The sequence below is a fragment of the Microbacterium sp. Cr-K20 genome, assembly GCF_000708325.1.
GTDB lineage: Bacteria > Actinomycetota > Actinomycetes > Actinomycetales > Microbacteriaceae > Microbacterium.
The window spans coordinates 1-14,120 of sequence record NZ_JARE01000048.1 but is presented as its reverse complement, the minus strand read 5'-3'; the positions used below and the strand labels follow the sequence as shown (position 1 = coordinate 14,120).

General features: G+C 69.6%; 16 protein-coding genes. 10 read left to right on the top strand and 6 right to left on the bottom strand.

The features are described 5' to 3' along the window. Positions 1-148: 148 nt before the first annotated feature. The 4 genes from GZ67_RS0110550 to panB are packed head-to-tail and all read left to right on the top strand — an operon-like array spanning position 149 to position 3,217. Positions 149-1,036, top strand: a complete 888-nt coding sequence (locus tag GZ67_RS0110550; protein ID WP_081859966.1) for a DUF2520 domain-containing protein — start codon at positions 149-151, stop codon at positions 1,034-1,036. Further along, positions 1,033-1,959: a pantoate--beta-alanine ligase gene (gene panC / locus GZ67_RS0110545; protein ID WP_051662476.1), complete on the top strand. Its 927-nt coding sequence runs from the start codon at positions 1,033-1,035 to the stop codon at positions 1,957-1,959. Before GZ67_RS0110550 ends, panC begins: the two co-directional genes overlap by 4 nt. Then, the gene (gene panD, locus GZ67_RS0110540; RefSeq protein ID WP_029264004.1) at positions 1,959-2,351 is read left to right on the top strand and encodes an aspartate 1-decarboxylase; all 393 of its coding nucleotides are present in this window, start codon (positions 1,959-1,961) and stop codon (positions 2,349-2,351) included. The genes panC and panD overlap by 1 nt, the downstream gene beginning before the upstream one ends. Continuing rightward, entirely contained in the window at positions 2,348-3,217 is an 870-nt protein-coding gene (gene panB, locus GZ67_RS0110535; protein ID WP_029264005.1) for a 3-methyl-2-oxobutanoate hydroxymethyltransferase, read from the top strand. The genes panD and panB overlap by 4 nt, the downstream gene beginning before the upstream one ends. A 109-nt stretch (positions 3,218-3,326) precedes the next feature. Here the strand turns inward: panB and GZ67_RS0110530 are convergent, their stop codons facing one another. From GZ67_RS0110530 to GZ67_RS0110515, 4 genes are all read right to left on the bottom strand, one after another. Beyond that, a complete protein-coding gene (locus GZ67_RS0110530) occupies positions 3,327-3,539 on the bottom strand; it encodes a helix-turn-helix domain-containing protein (RefSeq protein ID WP_029264006.1) in 213 nt (70 codons plus the stop codon). Further along, positions 3,539-4,027, bottom strand: coding sequence for a DUF2975 domain-containing protein (locus tag GZ67_RS0110525; RefSeq protein WP_029273887.1), 489 nt, complete (start codon positions 4,025-4,027; stop codon positions 3,539-3,541). Before GZ67_RS0110525 ends, GZ67_RS0110530 begins: the two co-directional genes overlap by 1 nt. A gap of 65 nt (positions 4,028-4,092) precedes the next feature. Further along, positions 4,093-5,799: a glycosyltransferase family A protein gene (locus GZ67_RS20155; protein ID WP_051662475.1), complete on the bottom strand. Its 1,707-nt coding sequence runs from the start codon at positions 5,797-5,799 to the stop codon at positions 4,093-4,095. 135 nt (positions 5,800-5,934) lie between these two features. Further along, positions 5,935-6,213, bottom strand: a complete 279-nt coding sequence (locus tag GZ67_RS0110515) for a helix-turn-helix domain-containing protein (protein ID WP_029264009.1) — start codon at positions 6,211-6,213, stop codon at positions 5,935-5,937. 68 nt (positions 6,214-6,281) lie between these two features. On the opposite strand from GZ67_RS0110515, the gene map reads away from it, so the two are divergent. Further along, positions 6,282-7,055, top strand: coding sequence for a type I methionyl aminopeptidase (gene map / locus GZ67_RS0110510; protein WP_029264010.1), 774 nt, complete (start codon positions 6,282-6,284; stop codon positions 7,053-7,055). A gap of 52 nt (positions 7,056-7,107) precedes the next feature. Here map and GZ67_RS0110505 read toward each other — a convergent pair whose 3' ends face one another. Both GZ67_RS0110505 and GZ67_RS20560 read right to left on the bottom strand, forming a co-directional pair. Next, complete coding sequence (locus GZ67_RS0110505; RefSeq protein WP_051662474.1) at positions 7,108-8,610, bottom strand: DUF4127 family protein; 1,503 nt, start codon at positions 8,608-8,610, stop codon at positions 7,108-7,110. 59 nt (positions 8,611-8,669) lie between these two features. After that, complete coding sequence (locus GZ67_RS20560; RefSeq protein ID WP_029273885.1) at positions 8,670-9,386, bottom strand: GntR family transcriptional regulator; 717 nt, start codon at positions 9,384-9,386, stop codon at positions 8,670-8,672. A 138-nt stretch (positions 9,387-9,524) separates the two neighbouring features. On the opposite strand from GZ67_RS20560, the gene GZ67_RS0110495 reads away from it, so the two are divergent. The 5 genes from GZ67_RS0110495 to GZ67_RS0110475 form a co-directional block, all read left to right on the top strand. Beyond that, a complete protein-coding gene (locus tag GZ67_RS0110495; protein WP_029264013.1) occupies positions 9,525-10,814 on the top strand; it encodes an ABC transporter substrate-binding protein in 1,290 nt (429 codons plus the stop codon). Positions 10,815-10,824: 10 nt separating this feature from the next. Beyond that, positions 10,825-11,796, top strand: a complete 972-nt coding sequence (locus tag GZ67_RS0110490) for a carbohydrate ABC transporter permease (RefSeq protein WP_231481774.1) — start codon at positions 10,825-10,827, stop codon at positions 11,794-11,796. Next, positions 11,783-12,649, top strand: a complete 867-nt coding sequence (locus GZ67_RS0110485; RefSeq protein WP_051662473.1) for a carbohydrate ABC transporter permease — start codon at positions 11,783-11,785, stop codon at positions 12,647-12,649. Before GZ67_RS0110490 ends, GZ67_RS0110485 begins: the two co-directional genes overlap by 14 nt. Further along, positions 12,646-13,329 carry an N-acetylmannosamine-6-phosphate 2-epimerase gene (locus GZ67_RS0110480; RefSeq protein ID WP_029264016.1) on the top strand — a complete coding sequence of 228 codons (684 nt, stop codon included), beginning with the start codon at positions 12,646-12,648 and terminating at the stop codon, positions 13,327-13,329. Before GZ67_RS0110485 ends, GZ67_RS0110480 begins: the two co-directional genes overlap by 4 nt. Continuing rightward, positions 13,326-14,120 (top strand): ROK family protein (locus GZ67_RS0110475; protein WP_029273882.1); only part of this gene is annotated, 795 nt, incomplete at its 3' end. The genes GZ67_RS0110480 and GZ67_RS0110475, both read left to right, overlap by 4 nt.

Genomic DNA, 14,120 nt, shown 5'->3' with positions numbered 1-14,120 from the left:
ATGTGCCACGTCGTAGCGGCAGATCATCCCGAGAATGACAAGTAAACACCGCAATCGAATTGTCATTCTGCTCCCAGATTTGGAGCGGATGCCGCGATGGGCGGATACTTCTGGCATCCGGACCGCCCCATTGGGCCGGAGAATCGACATGCAGACCCCCACCACCCTCGCGCCAGGAACGACCATCGCCATCGTCGGCGCCGGTCGTCTCGGACGCGTGCTCGCGCGCTCCCTGCGCACGGCGGGGTTCGACGTCCTCGGCCCCCTCCGCCGCGATCAGTCGATGCCGAACGCCGACATCGCCCTGCTCTGCGTTCCCGACTCCGCGATCCCGGCCGTCGCGTTCGTCGCTCGACCGCACGCGCGCCTCGTCGGACACGTCTCCGGTGCCACCTCGCTCGACGACGTCGACTTCAGCCTCCACCCCCTGCAGACCTTCACCGGAGCAGAGACGCCCGACGTGTTCCACGGCATCGGCGCCGCAGTCGACGGCCGCACCGACGACGCCCGCGCGGTCGCCGAACAGCTGGCCCGCGCGCTCGGGGCGCGGCCGTTCGCCGTTGCCGACGCCGACCGCCCGGCTTATCACGCGGCCGCCTCGTTCGCCTCGAACTTCGTGCTCACGGTGCTCGATGCGGCGGAGCAGCTCGCCGCGGCCGCCGGCATCCTCTCGGGCGAAGCTCGCGAACTCTTCGCCCCGCTCGTCCGGCAGACGGTCGAGAACTGGACGGATGCCGGCGCGCAGGAAGCCCTCACCGGACCGATCGCCCGCGGCGACGGGGAGACGGTCGCCCGGCAGAGGTCGGCCGCCGGAGAGCTCGACCTTCAGGAACTGTTCGACGCCCTCGCCGCCGCGACTCAGGCGATCGCCTCTCGCGCCGACGACCCGGTACGGATGTCGGGAGGAAGTACGGATGCAGGGAGAAACGCGGCTGTTTCACCCGACATCCGTTCTTTCTCCCGACAAATGACCGGTGAGCCGACCGGTGAGCCGGCCAGCGAAACGACCGCCGCCCCGAAGGAGCCTTCCGCATGAGAATCCTCCGCACGATCCCCGAGGTGCGTGCGGCCGTCCGTGAGGCTCGGCTCGCGAACGGCACGGTCGGGCTCGTCCCCACGATGGGTGCGTTCCACGACGGACACCTCTCTCTCATGCGGGCCGCGCGCGCGGCATCCGACCTCGTGGTCGTCTCGCTCTTCGTCAACCCGACCCAGTTCGGCGCGAACGAAGACCTCAGCTCCTACCCGCGCGATGAGGCCCGCGACGCTGGGCTGGCCGAGGCTGAGGACGTCGACATCCTCTTCGCCCCCGCGGCATCCGAGATCTACCCCGAGGGGTTCGCGACGAACATCCACGTCGCGGGCCTCACCGACGTGCTCGACGGCGCGAGCCGCGGAGCGCACCACTTCGACGGCGTCGCCACGGTCGTCGCGAAGCTGTTCGGGATCGTCCGACCGGATGCCGCGTACTTCGGGCAGAAGGATGCGCAGCAGGTGCTCGTCGTCCGCCGCGTCGTGCGCGATCTCGACCTGGACGTGCGGATCGTCGCGTGTCCGATCGTGCGAGAGGCCGACGGACTCGCCATGAGCTCGCGCAACGTGTACCTCGACGATGCCGCACGGCTGCAGGCGACCGCGTTGAACCGGGCACTGGATGCGGCGGCCGCGGCGTTCGCGGCGGGGGAGCGCGGGGCCCCGTTGATCCTGGCCGCCGCCCGGCATGTGCTCGATGCCGCCGGGATCTCGCCCGAATACCTGGAGCTCCGCGATGCCGAGACTCTGGAGCCGGTCATGCGTGTCGAGCGGGATGCGCTGCTCGCGGTCGCTGCGCACGTCGGCGCGGCGCGGCTGATCGACAACCATGTGCTGTCCGCCCCCGATTCGGATGCCGCCGACCCGGATGCCGCTGATCCGGGTGCCGTCGGACCGCAGGCCACCGAACCGAAGGGCGACGCCTGATGCGACGCACGATGCTGAAGTCGAAGATCCACCGCGCGACCGTCACCGCCAGCGATCTGCACTACGTGGGCTCGATCACGATCGACCCCCTCCTGCTCGAGGCCGCCGACATCCTTCCGCACGAGCAGGTGCAGGTCGTCGACGTCGATAATGGCGCTCGCTTCGAGACGTACACGCTGACCGGTGAGCGCGGATCAGGCGTCATCCAGGTCAACGGGGCTGCGGCCCGCCTCGTGCACACGGGCGACACGATCATCGTCATCTCCTACGCCGACTACTCGCGTGAAGACCTCGAGAGCTACGAGCCGGTGGTGGTGCACGTCGACCGGGACAACGCGATCATCCAGGTCGATGGCGCCGTCGACCGACTGTTGACGGAGGCTCGCGCATGAATGCCCACGCCGCCCCGCGCAAGCGCGTCACGCTCGCCTCGCTGGCTGCCAAGAAGGATGCCGGCGAGCCGATCGTCATGGTCACCGCCTACGACCACCCGAGTGCGCAGATCGTCGAGGCTGCCGGCGTCGACATCGTGCTCGTGGGGGATTCCGCCGCGATGACCGTGCTCGGCTACGACAGCACCGTGCCGGTCACGGTCGACGAGATGCTGATGCTGACGAAGGCCGTGCGCCGCGGGCTGACCGTTCCGCTGCTGGTCGGCGACCTGCCGTTCGGGTCATACGAGGCCTCGGACGAGCTCGCGATCGCCACCGCGCAGCGCTTCATCAAGGAAGCCGGCTGCGACCTGGTGAAGATCGAGCGCGGCGGCACGACCGTCGATCGGGCGCGGGCTCTCGTGCAGGCGGGTATCCCGGTGGTCGGACACGTCGGGCTCACTCCGCAGACGGCCACGGCGCTCGGCGGCTACCGCGCACAGGGCCGCACGGCCGAGGCGGCGCTCGCCGTGATCGACGACGCCCTCGCCCTGCAGGCGGCGGGGTGCTCGATGCTCGTGGTCGAGGCGGTGCCGTCGGAGGTCACCGCCGCACTCGTGCCTCTGCTCGACATCCCCGTGATCGGGATCGGAGCCGGAGCGGATGCCGACGGGCAGGTGCTCGTGTTCCATGACCTGCTCGGGCTCTACGACGGCGGCGCGGCCAAGTTCGTCAAGCGCTACGCGGAGTTGCGGGCGGCCGCGGTCGCGGGTGTCGAGGCCTATGCGACGGAGGTGCGCGGCGGCTCGTATCCCGCGGTCGAGCACGGGTACGGGATGCCGGAGGGGGAAGCGGCGCGGCTGGGGGAGCTGCTCGCGGGGCGCTGACGGCCGAAACGGAGACGCTCACGGCATCCGACGGCGTGTCGGTCCGCGGCGCGCCGCGTGTAGCGCGATGCGTCTCCGTTTTCGCTCAACGCCACCGATGCGAAGTGCGTCAACCCGCGTCGGGCTCCCAGCGCAGCAGATCGCCTGGCTGGCACTCCAGGACCGCGCAGAGCGCGTCCAGCGTCGTGAAGCGCACCGCCTTCGCGCGGCCGTTCTTCAAGACGGCGAGGTTGGTCGGCGTGATGCCGATGCGCTCGGCCAGCTCCCCGACGCTCATCTTCCTCCGCGCCATCATCACGTCGATGTCGACCACCACGGGCATCAGATCACCTCGTCGTCGAGTTCGGAGCGCAGCGCTCGCGCCTCGGCCTCGCGGTCGATCGCCTGCCGCAGCAGCGCCTTCATGACGACCACGAGCAGCGCCATCCCGGCGAGCACGACCCCGGCGCCGCCGATCAGCGCCACGACGCCCGGCGCCGTCGACCCCGGCGCGAGCAGCGCGGCCAAGATCCACGTGAGGGCGGCGGCCACCAGGATCACCCCGATGATGACGTTCACGTACCGGAACGACGACTCCGCGAAGATCGATCCGCGCCGCACCCGCGTGAGCAGCATCCACACGCACACCCCGAACACCTGCAGTGTTCCCACGCCCAGCACCACGATCGACACCAGCACGATCCGGCCCCACAGCTCATCCTCGGCGAGGTCGAGCCACAGCAGCGGCACGATGAGTGCCTGCACCACCAGCGAACCCAGCAGCGCCACCGCGATCACGATGCGCAGAACGACGATCGTCGTCTTCCCCATGCCCACTCCTTCATCGAAGAACAACAGGAATCTATCGTTATTCGTTCGATGGGGCAATACGGCGGTCAATGCCGCCGGAGGGTGCGACGGATGCTGCGCACCGTGCGGCCCGCGGCGTCCTTGAGTCCGCCGCCCGGCCACTCGCGATGCAGCTCCACCGTGCCGCCCTCGCCTGCCGTGAGCGTGCAGGCGCGCCCCGCGAGGATCGGCGAACGGCCGATGCGAGCGAGCACCGCGGCATCGGCCTCCAGGGGAACGTCGAATGTCCACCCCGCCCGGCGGACCTTGACGCTGAGCGGGCCGCCTCGGGAATCGTCCGTCCGCTCGAACGCGCGAACCGGATCGATCGAGACGGCGACGGCGGAGAGGTCACGTGGTCGGCGGCCGGAGAGGATGCGCTCGGTCCCGGTGTCCGTGCCGGTGCCGGTGCCGGTGCCGGTGCGGGTGCCGGTGTCGGTGCCGTCGCGGAGGATCAGCTCGATGCGATCGTTGCGCAGCTCGCGATCCACCGCCAGGAGATTCGCCGGCAACCCGTCGAGAGACGACAGCGGCAGTGACGTCAGCCGAATCGACTTCTTGGCGCCGGAAGACTTCGCGCCGGTCGCAGGCCCGGCGGCATCCTGTGCGGCGGGGGCCGACGGATCCGCGGCGAACGTCTCGAACACCAGCGCATCCTTCCCGTCCTGCGTGATGTCGACGCGAACGGTGAGGTGCAGCCCGCCGCCCCGCGACCAGTGCGCGGCGGTGACCGTGGCGCGGCACTGCAGTCCCGACTCGAACGCGGCCAGACGCACCAGGTCGTCACGGCGATCGGCGCGGAGCAACGCCGCGCGGATGCGGTGCGCGAAGCTGAGGCCGGCATCCACACCAGGGCCGAACCGCCTCTGCGTCAGGGGGACGACCACGTCCAGCAGGCGGTCGCGATAATCGTCGGGGTACTTGACCATGCGGCGCCCCGCGATGCGCTTGAGGATCTTCCCGCGGAACCAGTGCCGCAGGAGCCGGTCGCGCAGTCGTCCCGGCTCGGTGTGCGCCTCGACGATGTCGAGCACGGTCTCCAAATGCGGGAAGTACGTCTCCGGCTCGATCCGGGCGGAACTGGCGCTGCCCGGCTGCTTCACCCACGCGTAGCAGGGCACGCTCGCGAGGATTGAGATGGTCGACGCGGCGAAGTAGGCCTGCATCACGAACAGGTGATCCTCCAGCCGCACGCGCCCCTCCGGGAAGCGGATGCCGTTCGCCCGCAGGAATGCCGTGCGGAACATCTTGTGCGGCGTGAGCATCTCGAGCAGCGGATCGGTGCCCAGCGTCGCCCGGGGGATGTCGCGGCGGAAGATCTTGCTCGGAAGCGGGCGGCCGATCCCCACCTCCTTGCCGACGACGACGTCGGACGCGTTCGCATCCGCGTAGTCGCACAGCTTCTCGAGCGCGCCGTCGAACAGGTAGTCGTCCTGGTCGACGAACTGCACGTACGTGCCGCGGGCGGCATCGACGCCGTGGTTGCGCGGCATCCCCGGCCATCCGGAGTGCTCCAGTGACAGCACCCGCACGTTCGGGCGCGTGCGCGCGATGGCGGCCAAGCGTTCACCGGTCGGCTCGCCCGAGCCGTCGTCGCACAGCAGCACCTCGAACGCGGCGGGGTCGAGGGTCTGGTGATCGAGCGATGCGATGAGGTCATCGAACGATGCGCCCGGCCGGAACACCGGAACCACCACGCTCACGCGGATGCTGTTCCCGCTGCTGTTGCTCTCCGGCTGAATGCTCTGCGACAAAACGTCTCCCCCACGTCGACTGTTCCTCGAGCTAAACACGCCTTCCTGTGGGGGGCACCAGGCTTGCGTTTCGGCCGGGCGTGTGCAGAAGTTCGCGCGGCGCGCAGGCAGAGCGGGGCGAGACGCTCCTCGAATTCAGGAGGCGATGCGTCGAGCCGTGGTCTCGGCCGTGCGCGGGTCGACCTCGGCCCACACCGCATCCAGCGAGAGCTCGAGCACGCCGGCGATCGCCGCGATCGTCGAGAACGCGGGGGTGGCGACGCGTCCCGACTCGATCTTGCGCAGGGTCTCGGGGGAGATGCCGGCATCCAGTGCGACGCTCAGCATCGACCGTTCCCCGCGCGCGCGCCGCAGCAGGGCGCCGAGGCGCTCGCCGCGCTCGAGCTCGGCGGGGGTGAGCGGCATCCGGACCATCATGATGCCCATACTAATACCGGGATAGTATTACCGGGATAGTTATTGGTCACGACGGAAGAGGACCCATGATCGAGATCCTGAACGCCGACGAGCTCACGCGGGCGCGGGCGACCGGCGCGCTCGTCGGCGACATCCTGCAGGCGTTGAAAGCCCGCGCCGCAGTCGGTGTGAATCTGCTCGACCTCGACCGGTGGGCGAAGCGGCTGATCGAGGATGCCGGGGCCGAATCCTGCTACGTCGACTACGCCCCCTCGTTCGGCAGCGGCCCGTTTGGCCACTACCTGTGCACGGCCGTGAACGACGCCGTGCTGCACGGCATGCCCCACGACTACGCCCTTCGGCCAGGAGACCTGCTCACGCTCGACCTGGCCGTGACCCTGCGCGGCATCTCGGCCGACGCGGCCATCAGCTTCGTGGTCGGCGGCACCCCGGCGGTGGAAGACCTCGCGATGATCGAGGCGACCGAGCGGGCGCTCGCCGCGGGCATCGCCGCCGCTCGACCCGGGGCCCGCATCGGCGACCTTTCGCACGCGATCGGCACAGTCCTGCACGACGCCGGCTACCCCATCAACCTCGAATTCGGCGGCCACGGCATCGGCTCGACCATGCACCAGGATCCTCATATCGCGAACGACGGGCGGCCGGGCCGTGGCTATACGCTGCGCCCCGGACTCCTGCTCGCGCTCGAGCCCTGGGTCATGGCCGACACCGACGTGCTGCGCACCGACGACGACGGCTGGACCCTGCGGAGCGCCACCGGATGCCGCTCCGCGCACACCGAGCACACGATCGCGATCACCGCGGACGGGGCGGAGATCTTGACGCTGCCGAGATCGTGACGCGGCCGAGATCCTGACGCTGCCGACGGATCGCGCCGCATGACGCGCCGGGCTAGCTCAGCACGAGCCCGATCTCGAACGATCGTCGCCACGGCAGGGTCAGCTCCTGGATGCGCACGTCCTCCGCGGGGAGCGTCGACTCCAGCAGCGCCGTCAACTCCTCGCGGATGACCCGCTCCGCCGTCGCGACCCGGCCGTCGTCGGCCATCGGGTAGACGTCGGGGAACAGCGCGGGCCCGGAGTCGGTGCGCACGACCGCCTGGTACGCGAAGTCGTCGAGGAGTCGCGTGAGCAGGGCGATGCGGGCGGCGCGGTCATCGAACGTGCCCGTCGCCCGGCCCACCACTCCGGCCGCCGCGACGGCGACCACGCTGCCGAGTGTGTTGCCGGCCGTGTTCCATCCGCCGAAAGCCTCGAGTCGCCCGAGCAGCCCCGCCTCGGCGAGCGCCCGCACGAGTGCCTCGTCGGCGCCGTTGGGGTAGCGGACGTCGGCGAGGGCCACGTGCTCGCCCGCGTCCAGCCGCTCCCCGATCAACGCGACCGTGCCGGCCACGGCATCCTCGTCCACCTGATCCGGCCGGCCGCGGAACATGTCGTGTCGGTCGGGATCGGGCGCGTGCAGCACCAGGGTCACGTCGCCGCCTTCGGAGACCTCCGCGGCCCCGGCCGCGCGGATCTGCCGGCTCGCGGAAGCCGCGAGCGACATGTTCTCGTACGGCGGGATGCGGGTCATGCCCTCGGCGTCCGCGCACGCGACCGAGAACGAGGCGGTCACGCCGGCGTTCGCGGCCAGCGCCCGGGCAACCAGCGCCGCGCCCACCTCGTCGGCACCCGGGTACATCAGCACATCGCGGCCCGACGGCAGCATCCGCATCCAGTGCCGCAGCCACACCTGTTCGGCACTGCCCGCGGCGAACGGCGCGGTGTCATCGGCGGTGATCGCCAGGAAGTCGAGCGTCGCATCCTCGACGAGCGCGAGCGTCGACAGGTTCACGATGTGATTGCGCAGCCGCCGTGCCGAGTAGTCGGACACGATCTCGGCCGGCACCGGCGTCAGCTCCGACAGCGGCAGCACGTCGGCCTCGTAGAGCAGCCGGTGCGCGTCGCCGCCGAGCGCATGGATCTCCTTGCCGTGCTCCCGCCAGTACTCCGGCTCCTCGGCCGCCGAGTATGAGTTGCTCGCCCGCGTCACGAGCGAGACGGCCGAGATCGGCAGCTCCGGCCGACGGCGGCGCACCTCGCGCAGCACGTCGAGACGCTCCAGCACCTCGCGCGTCGTGTCGGCGCTCGTGCGGCTGGCGATCAGCCCGCCGTAGAGCAGCATGTCGACCGACACCACCACATGCACCGTGGCCGGGTCGGCGACGCGGTCGAGCAGCCAGGCGCCGAGCGCGGTCGCGTCTCCGGCGACGCGGTACGAGGGCAGGATCTCGGCCGGCGGCACGTCGAGGATCACTCCGGCGACCGCGGCGACGTCGCCGGGAAGCCGCACGTTCACCGGTCGGTCGTCGAGCGGGAGCAGAGCGATGCGCGGGCGCAGAGTCGTGTCGGACACGGGGGAGTGCCTTTCGTCGGGGGACTTCGGGGAGTTCGGGTGGCGATTCGGGAAAGGGTTCAGGGGCGCGAGATCGAGACCAGATACGAGTAGCGGTCGCCCCGGTACACCGACTCGGCGTACTCGATCGGGCGGCTGCGCGCGTCGTAGGTGGTGCGCTTGACGAGGAAGGCGGGCGAGAACGGCGGCGTCTGCAGTGCGTCGGCCTGCTCCTCGTCGAGCACGACCGCATGGATCTCCTGGTCGGCGCGGACCGCGGAGATACCGAACCGCGAGCGCAGATCCTCGTACAGCGAGTCTCCGACGATGCCGTCTTCGAGGCCCGGCACCGCGTCGGCGGCGATCGAGCAGACCTCGAGGCAGATCGGGATGTCGTCGGCCGTGCGCACCCGGCGGATGCGGACGACGGGTGACTGCGGGCTGAGGTTCAGCGCGTACCCGGCGGTCTGCCCTGCGGATGCCGTGCCGACGTCGACCGACAGCGAACCGGGCCGCATGTTGCGCGTGTGCATGTCTTCCGAGAACGAGGTGAGCTCGAAGGTCTTGCTGATGCGCGAGGCGCTCACGAACGTGCCGGCCCCCTGCAGGCGGTAGACCAGGCCGTCGCGCTCCAGCTCGTCGAGGGCACGCCGCACGGTCTGCCGGTTCACCTCGAGCGACTCGGCGAGGTCGCGCTCGGTCGGCAGCTTCTCGTGCGGGGCGAGCCCCTGCTGGATGACCTCTTCCAGATGCCGTCGCACCCGCTCGTGCTTCGTCACGCCTTCGATCGACGACATGCCCACCCCTCCGGTCTGCCCATTTGGACTAACCCAATCTTGACGATCACCCGCGGATGTGTCAATGTCTGTTCTCAGCGGTTCCGAATTGGTCTATTCCAATCCTTTTGCAAGGTCAATGATGAGCGGAGAACTCCCATGCACACGAAGCAGCACATGCGCCGGCGCGCCCTGATCGCCGGTGCCCTGACCACAGCCACTGTCGTCGCCCTCACCGGATGCGGTGCAGGCGGCGGCGACGCCGACGGCCCGACCGAGATCACGTTCTCGTACCTCTGGGGCGGTGAAGAGGCGAAGGCGCTCGAAGAGATCATCGCCGACTTCAACGGCAGCCAGGACGAGATCGTGGTCAAGGGCGTCTCCAGCCCCGACACCCAGAAGCAGCTGACCTCGATGTCGTCATCGAACGGATCGTTCGACATCTCCGACAACTTCGGCAACACGGTCGGCGCCTGGGCCTCGAAGGGCATCCTCGCCCCTCTTGACGACGCGATCGCGGCCGAGGGCATCGAGATCGACGACTTCATCCCCAGCGCCATGGAGCAGATGACGTACGACGGCAAGATCTACTCGCTGCCGATCGCCACCCACAGCTTCCAGCTGCTCTACAACACGCAGCTGCTGGAGGAAGCCGGCGTCACGCCGCCGACCACCATGGACGAGCTCGCGGCCGCGATCGAGAAGCTCACCGTGGTCGACGGATCCGGGAAGATCACGCAGCTCGGCCTCGGCTCGGCCAACGACAGCACGACCCTGACCACCCTCGGCTACGCGTTCGGCGGCAGCTGGGACGGCGAGGACGGCCCCACCCCCGCCGAAGACGGCAACCTCGAAGCCCTGCAGTGGTACCAGGACAACGTGATCGAGCCGGTCGGCGCCCAGGCCATGGCGACCTTCGTCTCGGGCCAGGGAGAGTACCTCTCGGCGCAGGACCCGTTCTTCAGCGGCAAGGTCGCGATGATCATCGACGGTGAATGGCGTTCGGCCTCCGCGGCCAAGATCGCCCCGGACTTCGAGTGGGGTGTCACGGCGATCCCGGCCGCTTCGCCGGAGCTCGAGAACAGCACGCAGGTCACCGCCAGCACGCTCTTCATCCCCGCGAACTCGAAGCACAAGGAGGAGGCGGCCACGTTCCTCGCCTACCTCGTCAGCGAGGAGCCGATGGAGAAGTTCGCCGTCGCGCTCGGCAACCTGCCCGGACGCACGTCGCTCGCCGGCAGCGCCGCCTTCGACAGCCTGCAGGACTTCGGCGTGTGGGCCGACGCGGCATCCTCCCCGAACGCGAAGGCGCTCGCGAGCCTTCCGTACAGCGCCGAGTACGCCACCGACCTCGCCACCGCCTTCGATGAGGTCGTCCGTCTCACGGCGACCCCCGAAGAGGCGATCGCGACGGTCGAGGAGCGCATGGCCAACTACTCCACGAAGTGATCGAGGCTCCGTGACCACTGCAACAGCGCGCCGGGTCCGGCAGGAGAATGCTCCTGCCGGGCCCGGCGGGCGCGCCCCGCGGCGGCGTCGCACCCGCCGGTCGACCCTGATCGGCCTCGCGTTCGCGTCGCCGTTCATCGTCGGGTTCCTGTTCCTCTTCGCCTACCCGATCGCGGCGTCCGCGTACTACAGCTTCACCGACTTCAACCTGTTCCAGTCCCCGGAGTGGGTGGGGCTGGCGAACTACGTGCAGATGTTCAACGACGGCGTCTTCTGGAAGTCGCTCGCGAACACCGCCGTCCTCACCGTCTTCGGTGTTCCGCTCGCGATCGGCATCGCCCTCGCGGGTGCGCACCTGCTGAACACCCCGGTGCGGGGTCAGCCGCTCTACCGCGCGCTCGTCTACCTGCCCTCGATCGTGCCCGTCGTCGTCGGCGGCTACCTGTGGCGCTGGCTGCTCAACGCCCAGTACGGCTTCGTGAACTACTTCCTGTCCTGGTTCGGCATCGAGGGACCGGCCTGGCTGCAGGAGCCCGAATGGACCAAGCCCGCCATCATCCTGATGTCGCTGTGGACCGTCGGCGGAACGATGATCATCTACCTCGCCGCCCTCCAGGAGGTCCCGAAGGAGCTGTACGAGGCGGCCGAACTGGATGGCGCGGGCATGTGGCGCCGCTTCACCAGTGTGACCTGGCCCACCGTCTCGCCGGTGACCCTGTTCCAGGTGATCGTGAGCATCATCGGATTCCTGCAGATCTTCACGCAGCCGTACATCCTCTCCCAGGAGCGGCTGAATCAGGCCGGCTCCGGGCCGGGGCAGTCGATGCTGTCGTACGCGATGTACCTGTATCAGAACGCGTTCGTGTTCCTGAAGATGGGCTACGCGTCGGCCATGGCCTGGACCCTGTTCATCATCACGCTGGTCGTGAGCCTGATCGTGCTCGCGACCTCGAGGAAGTGGGTGCACGATGGCACACGCTGACGTCGCCGTCATCCGCAAGCGTCCCCGGCGGGTGCGCCGGACGATGCGCCGTGTCCGGCAGCAGGTCTCGGTCGCGCTGCTCGCGCTGCTGTTCCTTTTTCCGCTGCTCGTGATGCTGTCGACCGCGTTCAAGACGCCGGGCGACGTGTTCTCCTCGCCGCCGTCGTTGCTGCCGACCGACTGGACGATGGACAACTTCGCCGAGGCGTTCGAGCAGATCCCGGTGTGGCGTTATCTCGGGAACACCCTGTTCGTGTCGGGGATGAGCATCCTCGGCACGGTCATCTCGTGCCCGCTCGTGGCCTATGCGCTGGCCAAGGTGCGCTGGCGCGGCTCCCGCCCGCTGCTCATCCTGGTGCTGGCCACCATGATGCTCCCGCCGCAGGTCACCCTCATCCCGCTGTTCCTGGTGTGGAACGGGCTGGAGGCGACCAACACGTATCTGCCGCTGATCGTCCCCGCGTTCCTCGGCACGCCGTTCTTCATCTTCATGATCCGGCAGTTCCTGCTCGCGGTGCCGGACGAGCTGATCGAGGCCGCCCGCCTGGACGGCGCCTCCGAGTTCCGCACCTACGCGACGATCGTGCTGCCGTTGGCGCGGCCCGCCATCGTGACGGCGGCGATCTTCCAGTTCGTGTGGGCGTGGACCGACTTCCTCAACCCGCTCATCTATCTGAACGACGAGTCCACCTATACGCTTTCGATCGGTCTGTACGCCTTCTTCGGTGAGAATGACGTGGCGTGGGGGCCGCTGATGGCCGCCTGCGTCATGTTCACACTTCCGGCCGTGGTGATCTTCCTGATCGGTCAGAAGTTCTTCATCGGTGGCGCCAGCGCAGGAGCTCTCAAATGATCCACGACCCCCTCGAACTCCTCACCGGACGCCTGATCGCCTCGGTGCAGGCACAGTCGGGAAGCCCGGTGCGCGACACGGAGGTGATCGCCGCGCTCGCCGAATCCGCGCTGCTCGGAGGCGCCAGCGGCCTGCGCCTGAACGGTCCCGACGACATCCGCCGGATGCGGGCGGCGACGGATGCTCCGATCATCGGCCTACACAAGGTGCACAACGGGGTCCGCAACGTGATCACCCCCGACGTCGCGCTGGCGCTCGGCCTCGCGGAGGCGGGAGCCGACATCATCGCGGTGGATGCCACCGTGGAGCAGCTGGGCGACAGGTTCGACCTGCTGCGCGAGATCGCGGAGGCGACCGGGCGTCCGGTGATGGCCGACGTCTCCACCCTCGACGAGGGGATGCGCGCTCGGGAAGCCGGAGCGGCCGTGGTCGGCACGACCCTCTCGGGATACACGCCGCACTCGGCGCGGGGCGAGGGGCCGGATCTGCAGCTGGTCGCGGATCTCGTCGCCGCCGGCATCCCCACCATCGCCGAGGGGCGGTACCAGACCACCGAGCAGGTCCGTCAGGCGTTCGATGCCGGCGCGCTCGCCGTGGTGGTCGGCGGGGCGATCACCGACCCGATCGCGATCACCCGGCGCTTCGTCGCGGTGACGCCGGCGGTGCGGAGCCCGGCATGATCATCGGCGTCGACATCGGCGGCACGAAGATCGCGGTCGCCGGGTTCGCGCGCGACGGCGATCGGCTCGAGAGGGCCACCGAGGTGCGCACCCTCGCGACACCGTCTCGCGCGGGTGGTCCCACCATCGTGCAGGCGGCGGCGGATGCCGTGCGCGCGGTGCGCGGTGGCGATCCGGTGGACGCGGTCGGAGTCGGCACCGCGGGTGTGGTCGGGCCGGACGGCACGATCACCTCGGCCACGGATGCGATCAGCGGCTGGGTCGGATTCCCGCTGCGGAGTGCCCTCGCAGATGCGGTCGGCGCCCCGGTCGCGGTGGTCAACGACGTGCATGCCGCCGCGGTGGCCGAGGCCGAGCGGGGCGCCGGAGCGGGCGCGGACGCGATGCTGATGGTCGCGGTCGGCACCGGGATCGGGGGCGCCGTCGTTCTCGCGGACGGACTGCGTCGCGGGGTCACCGGCACCGCGGGGTCGATCGGACACATGGAGATCTCGCTGCCCCCGAACCTCGCCGAGCGCCGCTGCCCCTGCGGTGGCTTCGGCCACGTGGAGGCCGTGGCCTCCGGCCCCGCTCTGGAGCAGACGTTCTTCGAGGAGACCGGGGTGCGCCTCCCGCTGCGCGAGGTGCACGCGTCGGCTCTGCGCGGAGACGCCCGGGCGGAACGGGTGATCCGCGACGGTGCGCACCATCTCGGGCGCGCCCTCGCGAGCGCCAATGCCGCCCTCGACCTCGAGGTGATCGTGGTCGGCGGCGGGGTCGCCGAGATCGGCGAGACCTATCTGGCCGAGGTG